General features: G+C 63.8%; 25 protein-coding genes. 12 read left to right on the forward strand and 13 right to left on the reverse strand.

Features of this window, described 5'->3' with window-relative positions:
* Positions 1-77 precede the first annotated feature (77 nt).
* Positions 78-947, reverse strand: coding sequence for an alpha/beta hydrolase (locus M1247_RS16500; protein WP_317157416.1), 870 nt, complete (start codon positions 945-947; stop codon positions 78-80).
* Between the two features lie 95 nt (positions 948-1,042).
* Between M1247_RS16500 and M1247_RS16505 the strand changes: the two genes are divergently transcribed.
* Positions 1,043-1,660 carry a TetR/AcrR family transcriptional regulator gene (locus tag M1247_RS16505; protein WP_317157417.1) on the forward strand — a complete coding sequence of 206 codons (618 nt, stop codon included), beginning with the start codon at positions 1,043-1,045 and terminating at the stop codon, positions 1,658-1,660.
* A 10-nt stretch (positions 1,661-1,670) separates the two neighbouring features.
* The gene (add, locus tag M1247_RS16510; protein WP_317157418.1) at positions 1,671-2,717 is read left to right on the forward strand and encodes an adenosine deaminase; all 1,047 of its coding nucleotides are present in this window, start codon (positions 1,671-1,673) and stop codon (positions 2,715-2,717) included.
* Positions 2,718-2,761: 44 nt separating this feature from the next.
* Here add and M1247_RS16515 read toward each other — a convergent pair whose 3' ends face one another.
* From M1247_RS16515 to M1247_RS16530, 4 genes are all read right to left on the reverse strand, one after another.
* Positions 2,762-3,571 (reverse strand): LLM class F420-dependent oxidoreductase, encoded by an 810-nt coding sequence (locus M1247_RS16515; protein WP_317157419.1) that lies wholly within the window; start codon positions 3,569-3,571, stop codon positions 2,762-2,764.
* A 72-nt stretch (positions 3,572-3,643) separates the two neighbouring features.
* A complete protein-coding gene (locus M1247_RS16520; protein ID WP_317157478.1) occupies positions 3,644-5,320 on the reverse strand; it encodes a GMC family oxidoreductase in 1,677 nt (558 codons plus the stop codon).
* 78 nt (positions 5,321-5,398) lie between these two features.
* Positions 5,399-5,869, reverse strand: coding sequence for an SRPBCC domain-containing protein (locus tag M1247_RS16525; RefSeq protein ID WP_317157420.1), 471 nt, complete (start codon positions 5,867-5,869; stop codon positions 5,399-5,401).
* Positions 5,870-5,877: 8 nt separating this feature from the next.
* Positions 5,878-6,207 (reverse strand): ArsR/SmtB family transcription factor, encoded by a 330-nt coding sequence (locus M1247_RS16530; protein ID WP_317157421.1) that lies wholly within the window; start codon positions 6,205-6,207, stop codon positions 5,878-5,880.
* Positions 6,208-6,340: 133 nt separating this feature from the next.
* Between M1247_RS16530 and M1247_RS16535 the strand changes: the two genes are divergently transcribed.
* The 3 genes from M1247_RS16535 to M1247_RS16545 all read left to right on the forward strand — a co-directional run bounded on the left by M1247_RS16535 (position 6,341) and on the right by M1247_RS16545 (position 9,567).
* The gene (locus tag M1247_RS16535; RefSeq protein ID WP_317157422.1) at positions 6,341-7,174 is read left to right on the forward strand and encodes an SDR family oxidoreductase; all 834 of its coding nucleotides are present in this window, start codon (positions 6,341-6,343) and stop codon (positions 7,172-7,174) included.
* A 97-nt stretch (positions 7,175-7,271) separates the two neighbouring features.
* Positions 7,272-8,165, forward strand: coding sequence for a helix-turn-helix transcriptional regulator (locus tag M1247_RS16540; protein WP_317157479.1), 894 nt, complete (start codon positions 7,272-7,274; stop codon positions 8,163-8,165).
* A gap of 298 nt (positions 8,166-8,463) precedes the next feature.
* Positions 8,464-9,567 (forward strand): oxygenase MpaB family protein, encoded by a 1,104-nt coding sequence (locus tag M1247_RS16545; RefSeq protein ID WP_317157423.1) that lies wholly within the window; start codon positions 8,464-8,466, stop codon positions 9,565-9,567.
* Positions 9,568-10,168: 601 nt separating this feature from the next.
* Here the strand turns inward: M1247_RS16545 and M1247_RS16550 are convergent.
* From M1247_RS16550 to M1247_RS16560, 3 genes are all read right to left on the reverse strand, one after another.
* Entirely contained in the window at positions 10,169-10,603 is a 435-nt protein-coding gene (locus M1247_RS16550; RefSeq protein ID WP_317157424.1) for a nuclear transport factor 2 family protein, read from the reverse strand.
* 57 nt (positions 10,604-10,660) lie between these two features.
* Entirely contained in the window at positions 10,661-12,208 is a 1,548-nt protein-coding gene (locus tag M1247_RS16555) for an FAD-dependent monooxygenase (protein WP_317157425.1), read from the reverse strand.
* A 78-nt stretch (positions 12,209-12,286) separates the two neighbouring features.
* The gene (locus tag M1247_RS16560; RefSeq protein WP_317157426.1) at positions 12,287-13,246 is read right to left on the reverse strand and encodes an NADP-dependent oxidoreductase; all 960 of its coding nucleotides are present in this window, start codon (positions 13,244-13,246) and stop codon (positions 12,287-12,289) included.
* Between the two features lie 96 nt (positions 13,247-13,342).
* Between M1247_RS16560 and M1247_RS16565 the strand changes: the two genes are divergently transcribed.
* The gene (locus M1247_RS16565) at positions 13,343-13,915 is read left to right on the forward strand and encodes a TetR/AcrR family transcriptional regulator (protein ID WP_317157427.1); all 573 of its coding nucleotides are present in this window, start codon (positions 13,343-13,345) and stop codon (positions 13,913-13,915) included.
* A gap of 195 nt (positions 13,916-14,110) precedes the next feature.
* On the opposite strand, the gene M1247_RS16570 is transcribed toward M1247_RS16565, so the two are convergent.
* Positions 14,111-14,650, reverse strand: coding sequence for a nitroreductase/quinone reductase family protein (locus M1247_RS16570; RefSeq protein ID WP_317157428.1), 540 nt, complete (start codon positions 14,648-14,650; stop codon positions 14,111-14,113).
* Positions 14,651-14,732: 82 nt separating this feature from the next.
* Between M1247_RS16570 and M1247_RS16575 the strand changes: the two genes are divergently transcribed.
* Both M1247_RS16575 and M1247_RS16580 read left to right on the forward strand, forming a co-directional pair.
* Entirely contained in the window at positions 14,733-15,599 is an 867-nt protein-coding gene (locus M1247_RS16575) for a helix-turn-helix transcriptional regulator (RefSeq protein WP_317157429.1), read from the forward strand.
* Between the two features lie 248 nt (positions 15,600-15,847).
* Positions 15,848-18,586 carry a helix-turn-helix transcriptional regulator gene (locus M1247_RS16580; protein ID WP_317157480.1) on the forward strand — a complete coding sequence of 913 codons (2,739 nt, stop codon included), beginning with the start codon at positions 15,848-15,850 and terminating at the stop codon, positions 18,584-18,586.
* 173 nt (positions 18,587-18,759) lie between these two features.
* Here M1247_RS16580 and M1247_RS16585 read toward each other — a convergent pair whose 3' ends face one another.
* The gene (locus M1247_RS16585) at positions 18,760-18,969 is read right to left on the reverse strand and encodes a hypothetical protein (protein WP_317157430.1); all 210 of its coding nucleotides are present in this window, start codon (positions 18,967-18,969) and stop codon (positions 18,760-18,762) included.
* A gap of 321 nt (positions 18,970-19,290) precedes the next feature.
* On the opposite strand from M1247_RS16585, the gene M1247_RS16590 reads away from it, so the two are divergent.
* Together M1247_RS16590 and M1247_RS16595 are read left to right on the forward strand one after the other, a co-directional pair.
* Positions 19,291-19,539, forward strand: a complete 249-nt coding sequence (locus M1247_RS16590) for a DUF3297 family protein (RefSeq protein ID WP_317157431.1) — start codon at positions 19,291-19,293, stop codon at positions 19,537-19,539.
* 515 nt (positions 19,540-20,054) lie between these two features.
* Positions 20,055-20,444 (forward strand): polysaccharide deacetylase family protein, encoded by a 390-nt coding sequence (locus tag M1247_RS16595; RefSeq protein WP_317157432.1) that lies wholly within the window; start codon positions 20,055-20,057, stop codon positions 20,442-20,444.
* A 188-nt stretch (positions 20,445-20,632) separates the two neighbouring features.
* Here M1247_RS16595 and M1247_RS16600 read toward each other — a convergent pair whose 3' ends face one another.
* The gene (locus M1247_RS16600) at positions 20,633-21,184 is read right to left on the reverse strand and encodes a YaeQ family protein (RefSeq protein WP_317157433.1); all 552 of its coding nucleotides are present in this window, start codon (positions 21,182-21,184) and stop codon (positions 20,633-20,635) included.
* A gap of 88 nt (positions 21,185-21,272) precedes the next feature.
* Positions 21,273-21,863, reverse strand: coding sequence for a TetR/AcrR family transcriptional regulator (locus M1247_RS16605; RefSeq protein WP_317157434.1), 591 nt, complete (start codon positions 21,861-21,863; stop codon positions 21,273-21,275).
* Between the two features lie 91 nt (positions 21,864-21,954).
* On the opposite strand from M1247_RS16605, the gene M1247_RS16610 reads away from it, so the two are divergent.
* Together M1247_RS16610 and M1247_RS16615 are read left to right on the forward strand one after the other, a co-directional pair.
* A complete protein-coding gene (locus M1247_RS16610) occupies positions 21,955-22,998 on the forward strand; it encodes an NAD(P)-dependent alcohol dehydrogenase (RefSeq protein ID WP_317157435.1) in 1,044 nt (347 codons plus the stop codon).
* 162 nt (positions 22,999-23,160) lie between these two features.
* Positions 23,161-23,607: a pyridoxamine 5'-phosphate oxidase family protein gene (locus tag M1247_RS16615; RefSeq protein WP_317157481.1), complete on the forward strand. Its 447-nt coding sequence runs from the start codon at positions 23,161-23,163 to the stop codon at positions 23,605-23,607.
* A gap of 4 nt (positions 23,608-23,611) precedes the next feature.
* Here M1247_RS16615 and M1247_RS16620 read toward each other — a convergent pair whose 3' ends face one another.
* On the reverse strand, positions 23,612-24,244 hold the full coding sequence (locus M1247_RS16620; RefSeq protein WP_317157436.1) for a TetR/AcrR family transcriptional regulator: 633 nt from the start codon (positions 24,242-24,244) through the stop codon (positions 23,612-23,614).

The raw sequence follows: 24,244 nt of genomic DNA on the forward strand, positions 1-24,244 counted from the left end.
TGTGGAAGGACCTTTTGACGGGCTGCAACTGCTCGCCGGGCTCGTCGCACAGCACACGCGCGGCGCATCGGAAGAACTCACGTGATCGTGAGGCTCGCGGGACGGCAGGTCCTGAGGTAGCTGAGGAACGAGGCCTGCAGTCCGGTGACGTGCGTTTCGTGCAGGATCTCGCTGGTGACCGTTGCGCGGCGTGAGGTGAGGCGGTGAAGGACTGCGGCCGTGTTCTTCGCGAGGCTTTGGTAGACGGCCAGGTCTCCGAGCAGTTCTCGGTCGTTGAACGTCAGGTGAAGCTTCGCGGCACGCTGGCTGTCACCCATCTCGTGCAGCTGGGCGAAGATCTGACTGTCTTCAGCGACGACGCCAGGGCTGCCCGCCCCGATGCTCTCGAAGACTGTGGCGCCGGTGAGCCAGGTGTAGAGGCTGAAAAGTCCTCCGTAGGAGTAGCCGAAGAGGCCGTGACCGCTCGCGGCTGTGCCGTAGTCGCGTTCGATCCGCGGATGCAGTTCCGCGGTGAGGAAGCTCAGGAATGCATCGGCGTGGGTGTCGCGTAATTCGGCGAGGTAGGCGTCGGCTTCCTCGCGTGTCCTCATGCCCGACTGCAGCCCCATCTCCACGGCATCGACGAGCTCCTTGGCGACGGGCTCGCCGGGTGGCACGAAGTCTCTGTTGCGCAGCCGATCCCAGTCCTGTGCCTCCTTGCCCGCGTAGCCGACGCTGACCTGGATGTAGGGCTGGATCCGTTGCATCGGGTCCATCTGGGTGACGATGAGAGGAGCCGTCAGGCCCACGGCCCAGTTCCCGTCGAGCACATACACGGCAGGCGCTGGCGTCGTGGCCTCGTCGTAACCCGGTGGCGTGGTAACCCAGACGCCGTAGTCATGCCCACCACTGGAACGCATCTCGAAATAGTCGGTGTCGGGGAGGCAGCCCTGCCACATGGCGCTCATCGGAGGTCCTTCACAATTCGGCCGGCCTCGCAGCGCGGCACCGTCGGTAGGTCTTATCCATTGGATAATTATTATCCAATGGATAAGCTGCGAGGGTGATCTTGTCAAGCGTGGAACGCAGAAGCGACGCACGCGAGCGTCTCCTGGCTCGGCTTCTCGACGCCTACGGGGAGACCCTTCCCTCGCCGGAGGTTTCGCTGCGTGAGGTCGCCGCCCGGGCCGAGACCAGCCATGCCCTGCTGCGGTACCACTTCGGGTCACTCTCGGGCGTCTTGGCGGCGATGCTCACGGTGCAGCGAGCTCGCGACAACGAGGCGCTTTTCAAGACCGCCCAGCGGGGCACCTTTGACGACCTCGTCGTGGGGATCTGGCGGGCCTACACCCGCCCGAAGCAGCTGACGCGCGCCCGCGGCTTCTTTCACGTCGTAGGACTAGCCGCGTACAGCCCAGGGGACTTTCATGAGTTCATCGACTCGCTCGACGACCTGACCACGTTGCTGGCCTCGCTGGCGGAAAGCGAAGGACACGACACCAAGGAAGCGCGGACGATGGCCACCGTCGCCATTGCCGCGATTCGTGGCCTGCTCTTGCAAGAGGTTCTCACCCCAGCGGTCCGCTCGCGGGACGCGGTCGCCTTGATCCTGCGTATGAGCAAAGGCGGATGCGATCCACGCACATGTCCGGGGCCTCAGGCAAATAGCCGTCGTCCCTAAGATGATCACCGTGAAAACAGATCGAGAGGACGAAGGCAGACGTTCTGACCTCGTTGCGCAACTTCCGAAGGTCGAGTTGCACGTTCATCTCGAAGGCACCCTGGAGCCGTCGATGATGTTGGCCCTGGCAGGGCGCAACGGAGTCGATCTGCCGTGGTCCTCGTTGGAAGAACTGCAGCGGGAATACGATTTCGACGGTCTGGAGCATTTTCTGAAGCTGTTGTTCCTTGGCGCAGGTGTACTTCGCCGGCGCCGCGACTTTCACGACCTGACCTATGCCTACCTGAGTCGTGCGAGCGCGGATGGGGTCACACGTACCGAGATGTTCTTCGGGCCCCAAACCTTCCTGGACACCGGGGTTGAAATCGATGAACAGCTTGGCGGTGTTTTCGACGCGATCGAACACGCACGCACCGACCTTGATATCGACGCGGCGGTGATCCTGACCGCGCAGCGTCATCGGACTGAGAGCGCCGCAATGGAACTCGTCGATATGACCGAGAGCTGGCATCGTCGAATACTCGGGTTCGGGCTCGGCGGGGCCGAGCGCGGCAATCCACCGTCGAAGTTCGAGCAGTATTTCGCGCGCTGTCGCGAGCTCGGTCTGCGCACGACGATTCATGCCGGCGAAGAGGGGTCTGCCGAGAACGTACGCGAAGCGCTGGAACTCTGTAAACCCGATCGGATCGACCACGGGGTTGCCGCTGCGACAGATGCGAACCTCGTGAAACAGCTGGCGGACGAGCGCATTCCGTTGACCATGTGTCCGCTGTCGAACCAGCGCCTGCGCGTGACACCCGACCTGCGCGAGCACCCACTCCTCGGGCTTTACCGTGCGGGTGTGCTCGTCACAGTCAACTCCGACGATCCGCCCTACTTCGGCGGATACATCAACGACAACTATCGAGCGATCGGTTCGGCGCTGGACCTTGGGCCGGACCAGATCGCAGGTCTCGCCCGCAACAGCTTCAGCGCGTCTTTCGCCGATGCGCGCACCGTCGCCGCGGGAACGGCGGCGATCGACGACGTCGTCAACGATTATCTGGGAAGCGTTTGAGGCGCATCGGTTCTAGTGCGGTGCCGGCCGCGGCCGGCGCGGCCTCACCCGTTGTCCCGCCAGGTGAGCACCTCTTTGAGAGACGTAAGGTCGTAACCGTTGTCGGCGGTGAGTTCGGTCTGGAACAACGTCACTCCTGCCTCGCGGAAGGCATCGGCGCTCTCGGCGTTCTCCCACAGCGTGGAGCGTTCGATATCGGCGCCGTTGCGGTCGAACTTCGCCGCCAGCTCGTCGACCAGATCGCTGGACTTGCGGAAGGCATCGAGACTCTGGAACGCGTGCCAGATGTCGGCGTGCTGGGCCACGGCAGGCAGCGAGCGCTTGGGCCCCGTGCCGCCGATGAGGATCGGTAGCTTGCGCACGGGCGGCGGAATCAGTGCAGCGAGCCGGTTCTCGATGCGGATCAAGCTCTCGTCGAACAAATCGAAGCGGGAACCGAAAGTGCCGAAGTCGTAACCGTAGGTGGTGTAGTCCTTTTCATACCACCCCGCGCCGAGGCCGAGGATGAGCCGGCCGCCGCTGATGTGGTCGACGGTGCGCGCCATGTCAGCAAGCAGGTCCGCGTTGCGATAGCCGACACCGGTGACGAGAAGCCCGATCTCGGCGTGTGAGGTGATCTCGCCCCACGACGCGAGCGCGGTCCAACCCTCGAAGTTGGCGACGTCGGGCTGCTCGTCGAACATGACGGGTTTGCCGTCGACGATGCCCTTCATCGCCGGGCGGTGGAAGTGGTCGTAGCCGAAGATGACGTCGACGCCGAGGTCGTCGGCGGCCAGGACCGCCTCGCGCCATGTGCGGTAATCAGGGGTGCCGCCGGGCTGGATCTGCACGGCGACGCGGATGGGACGAGTCATGAATGCTCCTGAGTCGGGAGAGTGCGACTCTTGAGCCAAGTTCACCGGCCGCGGAGTTTATTCCCCGGCCGCTTATCCCAGGATCGCTCGCGCTGCGCGTTCTGCGATCAGCATGACCGGCGCGTTGGTATTCCCGGACGTGATAGAGGGCATCGCCGAGGCATCAACCACTCGAAGGCCGGCGACCCGGTACACGCGACAATCGGTGTCGAGCACGCTAGCGGCCGACCGCGGCAGACCCCGCGTGTCAAAGGCTCCCATCGCGCAGGTGCCCACGGGATGAAAGATCGTGGTACCGAGTTCACGGGCGGCCTGCTGCAGGTCTTCGTCGCTCACCAGTTGCGGGCCGGGAAGCAGTTCCTCTGGGCAGTAGCGGGCCAGGGGCTGCGCTGCCATGATCTGCCGGGTCATCCGAAGGCCGCGCACGGCAATTTCACGATCTGCGTCAGTGGACAGGTAGTTGCAGGAGATCTTCGGATAGGTCAGCGGATCTGCGTCGGATATGCGTACGTGACCGCGCGAGCTGGGACGCAGATTGCAGACTGAGGGAGTGATCGCTCCGAAAGGATGCAGCGGTTCGCCGAACTTGGGCAAAGACAAGGGCTGCACATGCCACTCCAAATCGGGACTGGCCAGTGCGGGATTGCTTTTGGCGAAGGCTCCCAGCGTGGAGGGCGGCATGGTCATGGGTCCTGAGCGCAGCGACAGGTACTGAAGCCCCATGCCTGCCCGCGTGATCCAATTCCGGTACAGCGTATTGACGGTCTGAGCGCCCCGTATCCGGTAGACCGTTCGCAGCTGCAGGTGGTCCTGGAGGTTTTCACCCACTCCCGGCAGATCGACGGCCACCGGCACCTGATGCTCGGTCAGAAGCCCGGCCGGGCCAAGACCCGAAGCCTGCATGAGCTGTGGCGACCCAATCGCTCCGGCGCTCAGGATCACCTCCCGGCGGGCCTGGACATCGATGATCTGGCTGTCTTTGAGCAACCGCACACCGGTGGCGCGGCGCTGCGCAGTGATCCACGCACCGCGACGCTGATCCTCGTGGACCTGGTCGTCCATGAGCAGCTGTAGGGCCTGGGTGTTGGTGTAGATGGTCAGATTTGGTCGACGGGCGACGGGATGCAGGAAAGCATCGGCCATGGACCAGCGACGGCCACGCCGTTGGTTGACATGAAAGTACGCACTGCCGGCGTTGTTTCCGCGGTTGAACTCGTCGATCGGGGAGATACCGACCTGGGCAGCGGCGGCCTGCCAGGCGTCCAAGATCTTCCAGCGCACCCGCGGCCGCTCGACGGCGATCTCACCCCCGGAGCCGTGCCAGTCGTCGGCGCCCCCGAAGTAGTTCTCCAGCTCCTTGTAGATCGACAAGGTCTGGCCGGCACCGTCCCAAAGCCACCGCTCGTCATCGGTGGCCTGTGCCCACAGTTCGTAATCACTGGCCTGTCCGCGCATATGGATCATGGCGTTGATCGACGAGCAGCCGCCGATCACGCGGCCCCGCGCGTAGTGAATGCTGCGGCCGGCCAGACCAGGATCAGCCTCGGTTGTGTAGCACCAGTCGGTGCGGGGATTGGCGATCGTGTACAGATAGCCCACCGGCACCTTGATCCAGAACCAGTCGTCTTTGCCGCCGGCCTCAATCAAGAGCACACGGTGATCAGGGTTGGCGCTGAGTCGATTGGCGAGCAGGCAGCCTGCACTGCCTGCCCCTACGATGATGAAGTCGAAGTCGGCGACGGGGCTCATTTCCGGCATCGTTCCTCCATAGCATCGGACGCGTGTCCTCGTGTGCGATGACCGTCTCATGAAAGGTCGCGAAATGCGTCACCGCGTACTTTCTGCGAATCGGGCGAGCTGGTCCGCGACGGTGCCCCACCCCTCGGCGAATCCCAACTCGGCGTGGCGGTCCCGGGCGGTCGGGTCACCGTGGCGTGCGACGATGCGGTAGTCAGTGCCGTCCGCGTGGTCGTGGAGACTCACCTCTGCCGTCATCGCGACGGGATCTGGGTTCGCCGGACGCCACTGGCTGTCGACGGCGTTGCTGAACACCATGCGCTCGAACTCGTCGACCAGCAAGAAACATGCGTCAAGGTGGGGGACAAATGAATGACCATCGTCGCTCATCTGCGTGACGAACGCACCGCCGGGACGGACCTCCAAACGCTCGACACGGCATGACATCGGCGCCGGGAGCCACCACTGCGCCAGGCTGTCCGGATTGGTCCACGCTTCCCACACGACCTTGCGCGGTGCGCGAATGATCCGTTCGACACGGAGATCGAGATCAGGGTTCATTTCGGGTTCTACTCCTTGGGATTGGCGACGAATTGCTCAAGCCGATCGGTGCGTTCCTCCCAGACGCGTCGCTGCTGTAGCAGCCAGTCTTCGATGACAGCGAGCCGTTCCCGGTTCAGCTGGCATGTCCGTACGCGGCCGACCTTCTCGGTGCTGATCAATCCATTCGACTCGAGCATCCGCACGTGCTTCATGAACGATGGAAGAGTCATCCCGGTGTCGCGGGCCAGGTCGCCAACGCTCGCTGCTCCATGCCCGAGCTGGTGTAGCACAGCCCGTCGGGTGGGGTCTGAAAGTGCCAGGAAGACCCCGTCGAGTTCGGCCAAATACTGTGCCACGAAGCTAAGTATGCATCCGACGCGATAGTTAGCGCAAGGGCTAAGTATTGTGCGCTCTACCGGGCGAGGGGGACCCTGGCAGTACCCGTAGTACGGGGATCTCCTTGGTGTCTGGAATACCGCCTAGCTTGCTATGAGAACGGTCTTGTCCGACCAACGAGAGAGCCGACACGTGGTAGAAAGCCAATTCTCGACGCATGCAGAACTTTTCGACCTGAGTGGTAAGCGCGGCCTCGTCACCGGGGGTACCAGGGGCATCGGAATGATGATCGCGCGCGGACTTCTGCAGGCGGGCGTCCGCGTGATCATCAGCTCACGCAACGCAGAAGCGTGCGCTCAGGCGCAGGAACAGCTGTCCGAATTCGGTGACGTCCGGGCGGTTCCCGCCGATCTGTCTCAGCACGAGGAGTGCGAGCGCCTCGCTCAGCTCGTCATGGCCGATTCTGGGAGTCTCGACATCCTGGTCAACAATGCCGGTGCGATGTGGGACGAGCCGTTGGAGACATTCCCGGACGCGGCCTGGGACACGGTCATCGACCTGAACCTGAAGTCGCCGTTTTGGCTGGTGCAGGCGCTGCTGCCGGCACTTCGTAACGCTGGGACCGCCGACGACCCCGCGCGGATCATCAATATCGGCAGCATCGCCGCCATCCACATCCCCGCGCGGCCCAACTACTCGTACTCCAGCAGCAAGGCTGCACTGCATCAACTCACCCGAGTGCTCGCCAAAGAGCTGGGCCCGCAACACATCACGGTGAACGCGGTGGCGCCGGGACCGTTCCCGTCGACGATGATGGCGGCCACCCTCGACGAGCTCGGCGAGGTGATCGCCGCATCGGCCCCGCTGGGCCGGATCGGCCGCGACGACGACATGGCGGGTGTCGCCGTGTTCCTCGCCGGCCGGGCCGGCGCTTACCTGACGGGCACCATCGTGCCCGTCGACGGAGGGATCGCCACGACTGCGTGAGCCTTTGGCCAACATCGACGCGACGTCAGGCCTCGCCGAGCCTCCAAGGTACTGCCGGTACCTCCCTTCGCTTGCGGTGCGGGCCTACGGTGAGTGGATGCACGCCACGCTTGATCTGCGCAACGAGATTCGAGAGTTTTTGAGGTCGCGTCGCGCCCGCCTCGCGCCTGAGAAGGCCGGCCTGCCCGCTTACGGTGGTCATCGTCGGGTCAAGGGCCTGCGTCGGGAGGAGGTAGCGCTCCTCGCCGGGGTCTCGGTCGAGTATTACGTACGCATCGAGCGCGGCAGCCTGGCTGGCACCTCGGAGCGCGTGCTCGACGCGCTCGCCACGGCCTTGCAGCTCAACGACGCGGAGCGCGATCATTTGTTCCATCTCGCACGCCAGTCCGGGGCGACCGGCGGTCGACGGCACCGCAAACCTCCCGTGACGGTGCGTCCGGCGCTGCAAGAGATGCTCGACGCCATTACCGGCGCGCCGGCGCTGGTCCGCAATGGGCGCTACGACGTGCTCGCCATGAATCAACTTGGTCGTGCGCTGTATTCACCGGTGCTGGCCGACCCGCGACGGCCCGCCAACACTGCGCGGTTCGTGTACTTGCATCCCAGCGAGGCCGAGGCGTTCTTTGTCGACTACGACCAGGCGGCGCGAAACGCGGCTGCGATGTTGCGTATGGAAGTGGGTCGCAATCCCCACGATGAGGAGCTCATCGCCTTGGTGCGCGAGTTATCAACATGCAGTGAGCTATTCCGACAGCAGTGGGCATCTCAGGACGTGCGGCTGAAAGGATACGGGAGCAAGCGTGTGAACCATCCGGTGGTGGGGCTGCTCGAGTTGAACTTCGAGTCCATGGATCTGCCCACCGAACCCGGCCTGCAGTTGAATGTGTACACCGCACCTGCGGGAGCGCAGGGCGCTGACAAGCTGGCCCTGTTGGCGTCGTGGGCCGGCCAGGAGACATTGGCGACCGAGCTTCATGCCGCCGGTGGATAACGCCCTTCAGTCCGTCCGCTTCGTGGTTTGCCCTCGTATACCCGCAAACCTGGTGACTTCTCTGAGATAACCCGGCTAGACCCTGCATGTGGTCACACACCCGGATCCCTGATTTCAATTCGCCGTCTTGGGGAGGCGGCGAGACGTTGGGCACCGAGAGAATCATCAGTTCTCATATGAAATTTGACCCAATCGACAGCGCGGGTGGCTATGTTTAGGACAGTCGATCAGCTACCCGAGGCTGGGAGTGTGAACGGCCGTATGCAAAGAATGGTATCGGCAACGCAAGGAGCTTGACATGGCGGCCCGGGGGATCAAGGCACTGAAGAAAATCATGCAGACAACATTTGATCCAGAGCAGGTGATTCCGAAAGAATTCAGGGTGACGGAACTTACCGGCGATAACAGTTTGTCACGGAAAGACCTATTTCAGCATCCGATTCCCCGTAATTCCCTGATATGGAAATATTGGGGGCGTCTTGACGTTGCATTTTTCGGCAGTCCAGTCATGGGTCCCATTGCAGGGGCGTGGCCGCAGATGGGTCAAGCGACCGCGAGTTCTGTACTTTTCACCGGTGATAGTTCCTTCGGTGCGCGAGCTAAAATTTATAGAATGCGGACTCGGAGATCTCATGAGTACATATATGGAACGGTGTACGATGCTCCAGAAGATGCAAAGAAATACGGGCTGAAAACTCGGAATATGCACAAGCCTGTAAAAGGCACCCTTCAGAATGGCACGTATCATGCTTTGAATGCGGACACCTTCTATTTTGCGCACGTCACCTTCTTTTATCATCTGCTGATAGTAGTAATCGAGCAGCTCTATTTCTGCGGGTCCATGCCGCGCGCGATGAAGGAGCAGATATTTGAGGAATCCAAAGAGTGGTACAGCATGTGGGGCGTGGACGATAGCCCTCAGCCGAGTGCATATGACGATTTCGAGCGGTATCTGGAGAACATCGAGCGTAATCGTTTGGTGAACTCGCAGGTAACTCAGGTCATGCTGGAACAGTTTATGGAGCCCCGCCTGGCGCCGCGGTGGTGGCCTCCGGTCATGAAGAAATTTGTGTGGCCTTGGTTGGTGGGGCGTCGGCAACTCGTTGTCAATAGCTTTTCGCCGCATGTGAAGGAGCTGTTCAATTTAGACTGGACCTCTGAGGACGAGGACATATCTCGCCGCTTTATGCATATGTATCGGCGGTTTTACACGGTTGTCGAGCGACTCCTCCCGCTGAAGTTTTTGTACTTACCAATTGCGGTGAGAGGCTTTGAGCGGGAGGGGATCGATCCACGCAACATCACTCTGGAGTCCGCACAGGAAGCACTCCGGGAGAACCGCGCCCGCCGCGCCGCGCAAGAAAATGCTCCAATAGGTGAGAACAACAGGGTGGCACCTTGACTTCAGCGTGGCCCAGGGCGGAGAGAGGGCGAAGCGCTGGTTGATGTCCTGGATAGGTCGATCACCGCAAACGGGTCACCGGAAGCCCCTTTGCAGGGTTCGGCCTTATCCGCGACATTGGGCGGGATGCTGGCAAACTTAAATAGATTGTCCGACAAGGCGGTAATACAGCGTATTTACTGGTAATCCGCCATATTTGATTCCGCTACATTCCGTGCCGGGGGCAGGCCGTCAGGTCGCCACCGGCGCCCAGATATGTATCCTGGGGCCGTCACCATGCGCTCTACTGATAACTCTGCACATTTGGACGCGGAAAGACCTGCACGGCAACCGAAATGGCGGGAGAGCGGTGGTCGGGACGATGACGCATCTCATGCAGAATGTGTGGTGTTTGCCGGTAACGCTGCGTACTCGATTCAGCCGTTTTCTTGCCCATGCTTCGCAGTCGAACCGTGAGTGGGGCTGGCGGCGATTGTTCGTTTGCTGGCGCGGTTCGAGCAATGACCGACCGGGGCCGGCTTCACCGCCGACTGTGTTGAGCACGACGTCCAGATGCCGGTCACCTGCCCTACTGGATCCCGCCCGAGGCCGAGAGAATTGTTCAGGACAGTGGTAAGTCGATCTTGACGTCGCTTCGGGCGATCTTCCAAGCGTCGTCGCGAAGTTCAAGGTCCATTTCGAAATATCCGGACTCGACCGGACGGACCGGTGGCTCGGGGGCGGTTCGTACTTCGTAGACGATGAATTGCGCGCTGATGTGCGCCTTCTCCTCGTCGACCGTCACAATGTGATCGGCGGTGACGTGGTGGCTGAACCCGCCCGGCGGATGGGGCTTGATCATGGTCGCCACAGCATGTTCGATGTCCTCGGTGTGGAACTCCGGCGCGGCTTCGACATATCTTCCGTCCACTGACCTGCTCCACATCTGGATTACGGCTCCCGGGGCGAACAGTGCGGCCTGTGCGGCGCCGTCGCGGTTGTCGCTGGCGCGCACGTAGCGGGCGAGGATCTCTTCGATTTGTCGTTCTATGCTCATCATCTTCTCCGACCACTTGGGATTTCTTGCTAGGGGAGGGGTTCGGGACTGGCAAGGTCAGGCGGTGCGCCGGAAAGGCCCTGTGAAGTCGATGCCGAACCAGTGCCGCAGAGCGCGTTCGAGGCCGTTGTGGTCGGGTTGCTCGGTCGTGCCCGCCCATGCGACGAAACCGTCAGGCCGGATGAGCATCCGGTCGGCGGCGAGCGGTTCCGTTGGGCTGCCGACGACGATTGCCACGTCTTTAGCAAGTTCGCTGTGGAAGCCGGATACGTCATTGCCGGTGAAGTCGAGCAGGATTGGCTTGCCGTCGCGGGCTAGCTCGGCGAGCCGTTTGCGCCCGGCTCGGGTCTCGATCGTCAGGTCGGGTGCCCACCAACCCGCGAGCGCGTGGGCCCCTTCCGGCACGGGATAGCGGACGTCGGCTCCCGAGAGGAGATCGCTGATGCGACTGGCGGTGTGCGAGTCGGCGAGCAACTCGCCGAAGATCTCCCGCAACGCGGTCATCTCGGGCCCCGGCCGAATAAGCGCGAGCTGTGCCCGGCTGCTGGCGAGCACGCGCAGCGCCATCGGCCTACGTTCTTCCTCATAGGTGTCGAGAATGGCCGGATCCGCCTGGCCGCACACGACTTTGGCGAGCTTCCAACCCAAGTTGACCGCGTCCTGTAAACCCAGGTTGAGTCCAGGCCCGCCCATGGTGAAGTGCACGTGCGCGGCGTCGCCGACGAGGAAAACGTTGCCTGCACGGTAATGGGACGCGGTGCGCGAGTTGATGCCGATGAAGCGGCGGAACTCCACGTCTGCTTCCGACCCGTTGAGCCGCACGGGAAATGGCGCACCGGTGACGCGTTCGAGACTTTCCTGTAGCTCTGTCAGCGTCATCGGCACGACTTCGTCGTCGGGTGCGCGTTCGTCTCGTGCTGTGGGGTCGAGTTCTAAAGTGCCGACCATGGGCGGTTTGCCCGACGGTTGTCCCCAGAAGAACAATCCGCCTGGGCCGCGCCGGAACGGCAGCGGGCCGCCTACGTCATCTGCCCGGTCCCCGGGTGGCAGTACCCCGAACGCCAGCCGGGTGATCACATCCTGGCTGGACATGCCGGGGAAGTCGATTCCGGCGAGCTTGCGCGTCAGACTGTGGCCGCCGTCCGCGCCGACCAGATAACGGGTTGTCAGCTCGTACGGGCCGTCGGGTCCCTCTGTCTCAACGGTGATCGAGCCGTCGTGCTGGACGAAGCCGGTGAGGCGGTGCCCCCACCGTACGTCGATCCCGCGCTCGCCCGCTTCCCGCGCCAACGCTTGGGCCAGCTCGGCCTGCGGTGCGGCGAGCATGTACATCCGCGAGTCTGCTGCCTCCCTGAAATTCACCGGCATCGCACCGAACGAGAACTCCGCGATCGGACGGGGACGCGCAGTGGTTCCGGAGAGCTCTTCATAGAACCCTCGGTGGTCAAGCAGACGGGGTCCTTGGCCGGTCACGCCGGCCGCCCTCGGCTGCAGGTTCGGTCCCAACGTTGGGTCGAGCACCACAGGCCTGACTCCCGCAAGGGCGAGTTCGCATGCAAGCATGAGGCCGTTCGGACCGGCCCCGGCGATGAGAACGTCGATCATGATGCACCTTCTTGTCGAGTCGGAGGCCGGATCGGCGGCTCTCCGTACTGAGATCGGGTTCGATGTTTCTGGCGATGACTAGATGTCGATGACGACTTTGCCGTGCACGTGCCGGCCGGCCTGACGCTCGACCGCGGCGCGGATCTGCTCCATCGGGAAGCTCGCGGCAATGGGCACTCGAAGCAGGCCCGACGCGACTAACCGGGCGATCTCCTCGACGGCACCGGGAGCGGCATGGGCGCCATTGGCCGGGGTGATGCCGTCGATCTGTGCGGCGATGGTGGTGATCCGCTCGTCGGGTACGCCAAGTTCTCGTGCCGCCTGTACCGTTTCGACCCCGTGCAGGTCGATGGCGGCGCTGACTCCGGCGGGGGCCATCGCGCGAACCCTCTCGACCAGGCCGTCGCCGTATGCGACGGGCTCGGCTCCGAGCGAGCGGAGTGCGTCGGCCGACGATGTCGATCCCGTCCCGATCACCCGCGCGCCCGCGATACGGGCCAGCTGGACGGCGAACACACCGACTCCGCCGCCCGCGCCGCCGATGAGCAGGGTGTCGTCCGGACCGGGATTGACGACGGTGAGCGCGGCGATAGCCGTGGCCCCTGCGATCGCGAGGGTGGCGGCGGTGCGGTCGTCGACGCCGTCAGGGGTGTGGTGGGCGTCGCCGCCGGCCGCGACCGTTCCTGCGACGTCAACGAGCACGTAGTCCGCGACCGCGCGGGAGAGGGCACCGCCGAACACCCGGTCGCCGACCGCGAAGCCGGTCACACCGCGGCCGACCTGGTCGACAACGCCGGCGTAGTCGGTGCCGAACCCGCACGGCAGGCTCAACCCGAACCGGGCGGCGGTGTCCACATCGGAGGTCATGAACCAGTCCATCGGGTTCAGCCCAGCGCTCCGGACCCGCACGCGGATGTGCCCCTCGCCGGCCTGCGGTGCCGGTACCTGGTGGAGGGCCAGGACCTCGGGACCTCCGAACGACTCGAGCTGGACTGCTCGGCTGGTGGTCGGCGACGTATCGACGCGCTGTTCCTGCATGCTCAACCTGCTCTTTCCTCCGGCGGAACCATGAACTGGAAATGGACTATGCTCCGTTTCGTGACCAACCGTAACACAAGCGGAGCGTGATCCGTTTTGGATGACTCGGAGGATCGTCGGCCGCGGGCAGACGCGACTCGCAACCGTGAGCAACTCCTCGAGGTGGCGACGCGGGTGTTCGCGTCCGCCGACAGCGAGCCGTCGATGCGGGCAATCGCGCGCGAAGCGGGGGTCGGCATCGCCACCCTGTACCGGCACTTTCCGAACCGCGAATCCTTGGTCGACGCGGTTTACCGCGATCAGGTCGCGCGGCTCTCTATGGGCGCGCGTGACCTGCTCGCTGAGCGTCCCCCGCCGGCAGCGCTACGACGCTGGATGGACCTGTTCGGCCACTGGATCGCGACCAAGAATGGCATGCTCGACACTCTGGTTGCGATGGTCGAATCCGGCGAGATCGCTCACGCCCAGACCCGCACCGAGTTGCTCGCGGCCATCGACAACATCCTCGACGCCGGTCGCATAACAGGTGAGCTCCGCGACGATGTCAGCGCTGAGGACATCGCGGCCGGACTCATCGGAATCTTCACTGTGGCAAAGCCGCCCGAGCACAATGCCCGGGCGAGCCGCCTGTTGAATGTCCTTATGGACGGCCTCCGCATCAGAACGTGAACCGCCTGGGACCGCGACCGGTGTGAAACCGCCTCTGTGGCAGCAGAAACCGCAACTGTCCGAGTCCGCCGTACCGATTCTGAGCGGCCGGCGAAAAGCGTTACCCGCCATATTTCTCTCGTTGAGGAGTACCGCATCGGTCGGTGGAAGGGGAGCGCGCGGTCCTAGCCGACACCCCGAAATACGTGCGGCTGCCTAGATTTTTCGTAGCTCAAATAGCGGGATGACCCGGTCGGGCTTTGGATACGTCTCTATGCGGGGACAAAGTTGCACTACCTTCGTGTACAGATCGTCACGCTCGTCGCCTGTAATCTCCTGTGCCTCGACGTCATAGGACTCTGCTCCGATCTCGACGTGTGCGGCAGGATTGACGCGAAGATTGTGCACCCACGCCGGATTGCGGGGCGCCCCGCCTCTGGTGCCTGCAATGAGAATCCGGTCGCCAACAGTGAAGTATTCCAATGGGGTCTGACGTGGCTGGCCAGATTTGGCGCCCGTCATCGTCAAGAGGACAACATCGGAGTCCGCGAACGGACCACCGACCTTTCCGTGATTGGACCGAAACTCCTCGACGACCGCAGCATTGAAGGCCCGTAGGATCTCCGGATTCGACTGTGTCTCGGCGTGGGTGGGTATCCGAGGGATCCTTGTTTCCTCGTGGGCGGCACTATGCGTCGCCGCGCCTTCGGTGCGAAACGAGGGTGGTTCGTCGAGTATCCGGTCGTCATTCGTCACGACGCCATTGTCAGCGCGCCCACCCCGCCCATCCAGACCCGAGCGCGTCCCGGGAATGTTGAACCGGGGTACCGAAAGACCCATGGTCACCCCGAACCTGGTGCGCGATGATGGAGTCGTGAGCAACCCCGAGTTCGGCGCGTTCCTGCAAGCACGCAGGGCAGCCGTGTCTCCTAGCGCCGCCGGAATACCGGACACCGGTGCACGACGTCGGGTACCTGGGCTACGGCGCGAGGAAGTCGCCGCACTGGTCGGGTTATCCACCGATTACTACGTTCGGCTTGAGCAGGGTCGCGGTGGCCGGCCGTCGGAGTCGGTCCTCGAGGCGATTGCGGCGACACTGCTGCTCGACGAACCCCAGCGCGAGCATCTCCGCCACCTGGCCCATCCGCCTCACCGGCGACCACGCGTGACGAGGGATCGCCTCAGCACCTCGACCCGGACGCTCGTCGACACTTTGACGGTGCCCGCACTTGTGATGACGGCCACCACACAGGTCATCGGATGGAACGACCTCGCCTGTGCCGTGTTCACCGACTTCGGCGGTCGACCCATCCGGGAGCAGAACACGGCATGGCTGCTGTTCCGCGACGTCGATCTGGCGGAGAGGCATCGCAATTGGGAGGCGTCCGCACGCGACACCGTCGGCATGCTCCGGATGGCAGCAGGCCGCAACCCTGACGATCCTGAACTGACGGCGCTCGTGGGCGAGTTATCCGTGCACAGTTCCACCTTCCGGCAGTACTGGAACGAGCACCACGTTTACGAGAAGTCGACCGGGATGACGCAACTGCGTCATCCCGAGGTCGGAGACATCGACCTCGACTTCATCGCGTGGAGAACCCTTGCGACACCGAACCAGACCCTCGTGACCTACACCCCCGAGCCGGGATCCCCGTCGGCCCACGCCGTCGACTTGCTCGGCTCGATGATCGCCACGCATCGCTGATCAACCTCGGTCGATCGCCCGGAGACCGGACGGTTTCGTCGCCCAACCTCTCACATTGTGTGCGATCCGGGCAGGGCCACACGACGAGCAGCTCCACCGTCGGCGGCCGCGACCTCGGTGACGTGTCGAACCGTCGCGAACGTCGGCGAGCAGAACGGCTCGGGCTCGCATTGTCAGCCGATCCAGCACGTTGCCGAATGAATCTCGAGGAATGAGGTGTCGGGTGAAGGTGCGACGATGTGTGGATCATGGTTCTGATCGACCGCGGCGCTGAACGCAGACTGCTCGATGCGGTGCTGCGGGATGTGGGTTCGGGTCACAGTCGGGTGCTGGTGCTCCACGGCGACCCGGGCATAGGGAAGTCAGCGTTGCTGGAGTACCTGGCTGGCCAAGCATCGGGCTGTCGATTGGTTCGTGCTGCCGGGGTCGAATCGGAGATGGAGCTCGCCTACGCCGCGCTGCATCAGTTGTGCGCGCCGATGCTGGATCACCTCGAGCAACTCCCGCCGCCCCAGCGGGATGCTCTGGGGACGGCGTTCGGGCTGAGCGCGGGGCCTGCACCGGATCGGTTTCTGATCGGGCTGGCCGTGTTGAGCCTGTTGACCAATGTCGCCGACGAGCAGCCCCTGCTGTGTCTGGTCGATGACGTGCAGTGGCTGGACCGCGCCTCGGCACAAGCCCTGGCGTTTGTCGGTCGGCGGCTGGTCGCCGAATCGGTGGCGTTGGTCGTGGCGAGCCGTGTCCCGCTCCCTGACCTGGCCACCCTGCCGGGAATGCACATCGCGGGATTGCGGGAGGCCGATGCGCGGGCACTGTTGGATACCGTGCTGACCACGCCGGTCGACGAGCAGGTGCGCGACCAGTTCGTGGTCGAGACTGGCGGAAATCCGCTGGCGTTGCTGGAGTTACCGCGTCGTCTTAGTGTGCATGAATTGGCCGGCGGGTTCGGACTACCTGGGTCTGCGCCACTGTCGGCGGCGGTCGAGGAAAGCTTCCGCCGTGGGGTCCAGGCCCTACCCACGCAGACCCGCCGGCTGCTGCTGCTGGCGGCGGCCGAGCCGCTGGGTGATCCGGTCTTGTTGTGGCGGGCGGCCGCAACGTTGGGCATAGGCACCGACGACGCGGCACCGGCAGCCGCAGCGGGGCTGGCCGACTTCGGTGTTCGGGTGCGGTTTCGCCATCCGCTGGCGCGTTCGGCGGTGTATCGGTCTGCGTCTCTTCGGGAAAGACAGTTGGCGCATGGTGCGCTGGCTGAGGCGACTGATCCGGACCGCGACGCCGATAGGCGTGCGTGGCACCGGGCTCAGGCGACCGAGGGACCTGATGAGGAGGTCGCCGCTGAGCTTGAGCGCTCGGCGGCCCGCGCGCGGGCGCGCGGCGGTTTCGCTGCGGCCGCCGCGTTTCTTGAGCGGGCAACGGTGCTGACGCTTGATTCGGGCTTGCGGGCCGAGCGGGCGCTGGCGGCCGCGTCGGCCACGGTACAAGCGGGCGCGTTCGACGCTGCGCTGGAGCTACTGGCCGTGGCCGAGGGCGGCCCGCTCGACGATCACCAGCAGGCCCGCGCCGACCTGATCCGCGCCCAGATCGCCTACGTCACCGGCCGAGCGGGCGATGCTCCGGCGCTACTGCTCAAGGCGGCTCAACGGCTGGAGACCATCGATGCCACGCTGGCCCGTGCGACCTATCTGGAGGCGCTCACGGCGGGAGTTATCGCCGGCCGACTCGCCGTCAGCGGCATCCTCGACATAGCGTGCGCCGCCCAGGCGTCGACGCGTCCGTCGACTTTGCGGCTACCCGACCTTCTCCTCGATGGACTCGCTGCGTATGCCATCGACGGCTATGCGGCGGCGCTGCCGATCTTTCGCCGGGCAATGAGCACCGCCCGCGTCGCGTCGTCAGATGAACAGCTTCGCTGTCTGTTCCAGATGAGCGTCGCCGCACGGCGTCTCTGGGATGACGAAAGCTGGGAGGTGCTCACGGCGCGCTACCTCGAGGTGGCGCGCGCCGCCGGCGCGCTGGCCGAGCTGCCTCTGGCCCTCGGCGCGCGCGCGTACATGCACGTGTTTGCCGGCGAGCTGACCGCCGCAGAATCGCTGAACGAGGAACTGAAGACGGTCGCAGGCGAGCTGCAGATGGTGACCGAGGCCATCGGCAGCCGCCTCTACCAATACGTTGCTTACGTTGCCCACATGCTCGCTGCATTTCGCGGTGACCAAACGGCGGTAGCCCAGCTGACCGAGGCCACAACGAAGGGGGCGACGACTCGGGGAGAAGGCGGCGGGCTAACGCGGGTCGAGACGATGAATGCGATGTTGTATAACGGGCTGGGCCGCTACGGTGACGCAGTCACCATTGCGCAACGTGCCGCCGAACAGACCGGATTTGGCGAGGTATCGCACTGGGCCGCCGCCGAACTCGTCGAAGCCGCGATACGTAGCGGTGCCACGGACATCGCGGGTGATGCCCTGCACCGGCTGATGGAGACGACCAGTGTCTGTGGCACCGATTGGGCGCTGGGCGTTGAGGCCCGTTCGCGCGCGCTGCTCATGGAAGGCGCCGAGGCCGAGAGTATGTATTGCGAGGCGATCGAGCGGCTTGGCCGGACGAAGGTGCGTACACACCTTGCCCGTGCCCACCTTGTCTATGGTGAATGGCTGGGCCGCCAGTCCCGCCGGATTGAGGCGAGGGACCAGTTGCGCATCGCACTCGACATGTTCGAAACGATGGGTATGCAAGCGTTCGCCGAGCGAGCCCGGCATGAGTTACGGGCCGCCGGGGAGACCACGCGCAAGCGCACCGTCACCGGTTCGCAGCTGACCCCCCAAGAAGAACAGATCGCCCGGTTGGCCGCCGAAGGCCTGACCAATCCCGATATCGGCGCGCGACTGTTCGTCAGTGCCAAAACCGTCCAGTACCACCTGGGCAAGGTGTTCACCAAGCTCGACATCAGCTCGCGCAGCCAGCTTCCTCACGTGCTGCCACGCTGATGCAACCCAGGAGGCGTTAGCTCCGAATCAGCTTGCCTCATAACCTCCCACGTAGCCAGATACCCAACCGGGGAGCTGCCAATATCGTTCTCCGTGACGATGTGAGCATGTCGCGACCGACGGATGAAGCGTGGTTCGTGGGAAAGAAGTGATAGTCACTGGGACCGCTCGGTTCACGCGACACTGCTGACGATCGCGATAACCAACCCGCCCAGGGTCAGGACCCCGACCATCACCGCCGCGGCGATCGCCCGGCCCCGTCGGTGCCGGCATGCGTCGTAGATCGCCACCGCGATGCCGACAAAGATCAACGCTGCATAGGCCGCCAGCCCCACCGTCAGCGCCGCCGTTGACGCGGCGCTGGCCAGGGTCACGTTGTGCACGCCGTGAGGCTACGGCGTGAAACGGAAGCAGCTTCGCGCCGCGTGTCAGTTCGGACCGGTCAGCGCCACGCAGTTCGCGCGTGTTTGAGGAATGCTCCAAGGCTCGATATGGGTGTTTCCCGCCAAACGCGCAAGGGGAGCGTTGCGGCGACACCTACCGGTAAACCGCCATATTCGGTTACGTCGTCTTCCTTCCGACCCGAGGTGCGGAATTCGCCAGAAGCGGCAGGGGAGCGGCTCGGGTCGGGCGACTACCGCAGGGTCGCGTAGATTCTCTGAGAACAATCCGAGCACCTAACGCAGCATTCAACGAAGGCCATCATGTCCGAGGACCAGAACACAGACGTTCCACCGAATCACCTCTCCATCGATCCGCGCAGCGCCTTCTATAGCGAAGAGGTGCTTCGCCGTGACGTGGGTATTCGCTTTAATGGCGTCGAGAAAACCAATGTTCACGAATACAACGTGGCCGAGGGTTGGGTGCGTGTTGAAGTCCCTACCGCGAAGGATCGCCGCGGAAATCCTATGGTCGTCAAGCTCAGTGGCACGGTTGAACCCTATTTCCGCTGAGCAAGATAGCGGTCGCGCCCGTATTTCTGGCGCGACCGTCAACCGGGCGCTGGCAGCGATTTCTCGGCCAGAAGTAGCTTGTTTGAAAACTTGATGCAACGTGGCATGGGTGAGGGCCGCCTGGAACATCGGCGATTCAGCAGATGAAAATGGCGTACTTTACTGGGAGCCCGGCATATTCGATTCGGCCGTATTCCTCGTGGATCGGGCGGCGACGCAAGTGCGCCGGGGAAGACTGGAGCCGACCCGAGGTTGAAATCGGCGGTCGACCCGGGCCGACTCGGCACGAGCATCGGGTTCCTCAGCTTCGACGAAACGCGCCGCGTCGCTGCGGCACTGCGCATCGTCCTCGATCTCTGAGCGCTGCGCAGTCACCACATTGGACAAAAGCAATTGATAGGCAATGTGATACGGCGTGGGCAACTGATGCACTGCCCGAACGGCGCAAAGTACCGTAAATCGTCAAGGGAACGGGCGGTACTGCTGTCCGTCGGGGGGGTAAGGAATATCGTGCGATGGAAATGATCAAGTACGGGACATTCTGTGCGGCCGCCGTCGCGTTGGTAACCGCGTGCGGAGGGGGCGTCTCGCACGACGCCGCGCCTACTGGGCAAGCGGTCGCGCCCGTTACCCCAAGTGAATCCGCATCCCGGTGCTCGTCGGCGACGGCGGATGTCTTGAAGTCGGCCGCGCAACTCGATTACGGGGACGTCTACAAGGTGCTGTGCTCCGGCGATTGGGCGAAGGTCCTGATTGACACGAGGGCCGTCACCAACGCGAATCCCCCCAGCATCGTGCTGTTCCACGACGACGGCGGCGGTTGGCGCGAAGTGCAATACGGCAGTGGGTTCGATTGCACCAACGAGGGCGTACCACCGTCGATCGCCGCGGAACTCGAATGCTAGTTCTGGGAATTCGCCGGAGTTCTCCGATGGGGTGGCGCTGCGCCTGCGTGTCGTCAAGATCGCGCGTCGTTGACATCCCGGCCACACCCTGCCCGCGGAAGTTCACGGCCCGCCTACCAACCCAACTGATATGCCACACGATGATGAAGAACTGTGCGGTCTAGGGGCGGCACCTCGGGCTCAAACGCTCACTTCAATGGTTCGGGCGTGAAGGTGACGTCGATTCCGCCCACGGTCATCGTCACCTGACCTTCGAGCACCATCACCTGAGCCGAGACCCGTCGATCGACAGTCTGGGCCAGTTGCTGCACCGGTGTGTGCGGTATCTGCACCACCGACAGGTTCGGCAGTCCCGCCACTTTGGGGCCGACTGTGCGCCACCAAGTGCCGACGCCGGCCGCGAACGGAAACAGCAGCACCTGGTCGGCCTGGCCGGCCGCCTTGCCCAAGCCGCGTTCATCGGGCTGGCCGACGTTGATCCATTCCAGGATCCGGCCCGTGTAGTCCGCGAGCCGCAAGTCCGGTACGCCAGGGGTGGACAGTCCCGCCCCGAACGCCAACTCACCGTCGATGTCGCTGAGTCGGTGTGCGCGCAGCCCGAAAGCCAACAACCGCACCACCATCCGCTCATCAGTCTCACTGGGATGACGGGCCACGGTCAGCGTGTGATCGGCGTAGTAACCGTGATCGACATCGGAGACTCCAAGGTCGAATTTGAATACTGTTGCAGAAAGGGCCACGCCATAGTGTCCACCCTGATGGTGTTCCCGAGCAGTCAGGCCGCTTCACAGCGGTGGAATGGTCGAAAGTGTCAGCCGCGCTCGATGTTTAATCGCCTGGAACACACACCCGTGCCACGCTCGCGTGCAAGAAGGCCCTTCGGGAGGCGTGGGCGCTGTCGGGCTCGTCGGAACTGGCTGAGTAGACGTTGCTGACTGGAGACCATGCCATGGACATCGCGATCACCATGGCCATCACGTCGAAGGGCTCCCCGTCACGCACCAGTCCGCGACGTTGAGCGTCGGCGATCCGTTCCAGCTTGTCCGAATCGATCCGGTTCACATCCTCGACGAGATGGCCGGTCGGCCGGCGCTCGAGCCGAGACCAGGTAGCCAGCCGAATCAGATCAGGCCGCCGAAGGTACTCGTCGTAGAGCCGCACCGCCCAGTCGGCGAGATCTTCGGCGTCAATGGGAACCACGTTCATGATGCGCTCCAACGATGCAAGGAAGATGGCGTCGAACAGCGCGTCCTTGTCGCCGAAGTACGCGTAGAGCTGTGCCTTGTTGGTGCGGGCTGCGGTCACGATGCGATCGATGCGCGCACCGGCGATGCCGTAGCGGGCGAACTCGTCGGTGGCCGCCTCCACGATGCGCTGCCGCGTCGCGATACCGCGCGCGGTCGCCGGAGTGGCCACCATGTGGTCACCATAACAACAGACCGGTCGGTTTGACTGCTATGGTGACCGAAATAAACCAACTAGTCTGTTTACTGGACTTCAAGGAGTTGCCGTGCGATCCACCTCTGGCTGGGCGGCCGATGCAGAGAACCGATTCCGGCGCGTCACGCTGCAGCGCCGGGACCTTCGAGACGACGACCTCGCCGTCCGAATCGACTATTGCGGTGTCTGCCACACCGACCTGCACGCTCTGCGCTCCCGGGCCGCCGACGATTCCCTTCTCGTCCCAGGTCATGAGTTCACCGGTGTGGTGACCGCCGTGGGCGACGCGGTGTCCGAATTCGTGATCGGCGATCCCGTGGCGGTCGGCAACATCGTGGACTCGTGCGGCGTCTGCAGTATGTGCCGACTGGGCCAGGAGAACTTCTGTCACGAGTTCCCCACGCTGACTTACGGCGGCACGGACCGACGCGATGGTTCGGTGACGTTGGGCGGGTTCTCGGGGGAGTACATCGTGCGCGCGCGGTTCGCGTACGCCCTGCCGCCTGAACTGGACGCCGCCGCCGCGGCACCACTGATGTGCGCAGGCATCACGGTGTGGGAACCGCTGCGCGGACTCGGAGTGGGGCCACGCACCTCGGTCGCGGTCGCCGGCCTCGGCGGGCTCGGCCATTTGGCCGTCAAGTTCCTGGCCGCGCTCGGCGCTGAGACCACGGTGATCGGCCGCTCGCCGGGGAAAGCAGACGATGCACTCGGACTGGGCGCTTCGGCGTACCTGAACTCCACCGACCAGAAGGCGATGGCGGGCGCCCGAGAATGCTTCGACGTCATTCTCGACACCATTCCGGTGGCACACGACCTCTCGCCGTATCTCACCCTGACGGCGCTCGACGGGACGTTGTGCCAGGTGGGCTTTCTCGGGCCGGTCGACCTCGACACCACGGACCTGCTGATCGGGCGGAAACGCCTGACCTCGGCCGGCAGCGGAGGGCGTCCCGCGACCGCCGAGATGCTGAAGTTCAGTGCGCAGCACGGCATCGGCGCCGACGTCGAGGTACTGCCGTCGGCGCAGATCAACGAATCCCTTGAACGCCTGGCCCGCAACGACGTTCGGTACCGCTTCGTCCTCGACATGTCAGATCTCCACGGCGAATGATCCACCACGAAATCGCGTTGAGCGACCTAAATCCTGGCAATCCCTAGTGGGAACTGGCGCCGACGTGAGCAGCGCATGCCTTCTTGAATGCGCTGGCCAGACTAACTACACTATACGGTGTAGTGTGGTTGGAAGTCCGTGAGCTTGGAGAAATGCATGAAGATGAGCAAGGCAGCCCGAGAGCAGTTCCTGGCCGGCCTTCATGTCGGTGTGATCGCCGTGGAGCGCCCCGACCGGGCTCCGTTGGCCACGGCAATCTGGTACGCGTACCAGCCCGGCGGTGAGGTGTCCATCTTTTCGACCGAGGGCGACCTCAAGGTCGCGCTGATTCGTGCGGCTGGGCGGTTCTCGATCACCGTCCAGCAGGAGCAGTTTCCGTATAAGTATGTGACTGCCGAGGGTGACGTCACGTGGGTGGGGCCGGCCGACGAGGCCGAGGCCCGCGCCGTGGCGATCCGCTACCTGGGGGAGGAGGTCGGCAACCGGTTCGCCGACGCGACCCAGCACGCAGACACACAAACGTCGGTCTGCATCCGCATGCAACCCACGAAGTGGCTCAGCAGTGACTTCTCTGACGTCATTGGGCAACTTGACGTCGCCGGCGCCTAGTTTCTCAACCAGTCTCGTTGCCGTAGGCGCGCACGAAGACGTCCACGCCGTCGATCAGGATTTCGTCGACTTCGCCGGACTCCTCGGTCTCGGCACGCTCTAGCGCTTCGAAGGCAAGCTCGAGTGTCAGTGCAACGAAGTGCTCCGCGGCGCGGCGCGGATTGTGGGTGTTGATGACGTCGGCCTCAGCCCACTGCTCGACGCGACTGACGAACAGTTCCATGGCGACGTTGATGGCCGATTCGCGGTCCTGACGCCACGAGCCGCGGCGAGTGGACAGGCGGCGGAAGTGGACGTAGTCGGAGGACGGGAAGGTCTCCAGGACGATGGAGCGCGCGAAATCTAGCAAGCGTGCGCGTAGGTCGCCGGTAGCTTTGGCGTCCCGATCCAGAGCGAACTGAACGGTTTCCGTGAGTCTGTCGCCCACTGCTTCGAGCACCGCGGCGAAGACCGTCCCCTTATCCCCGAAATGGTCGTAGACGGTTCTCTTCGAGACCCCGGCACGCGCGGCAATCGCATCGACGCTGGCAAGCTCGTAACCCTGCGTCACGAACAACTCGCGGGCGGCTTCCAGCATGGCGCGGCGTTTCTCGATTGAGCGACCGCGCTGCCCTTCGCTGCCGTACGTCGAATCCAT

The organism is Mycobacterium appelbergii (assembly GCF_032883035.1).
GTDB classification, from domain to species: domain Bacteria; phylum Actinomycetota; class Actinomycetes; order Mycobacteriales; family Mycobacteriaceae; genus Mycobacterium; species Mycobacterium appelbergii.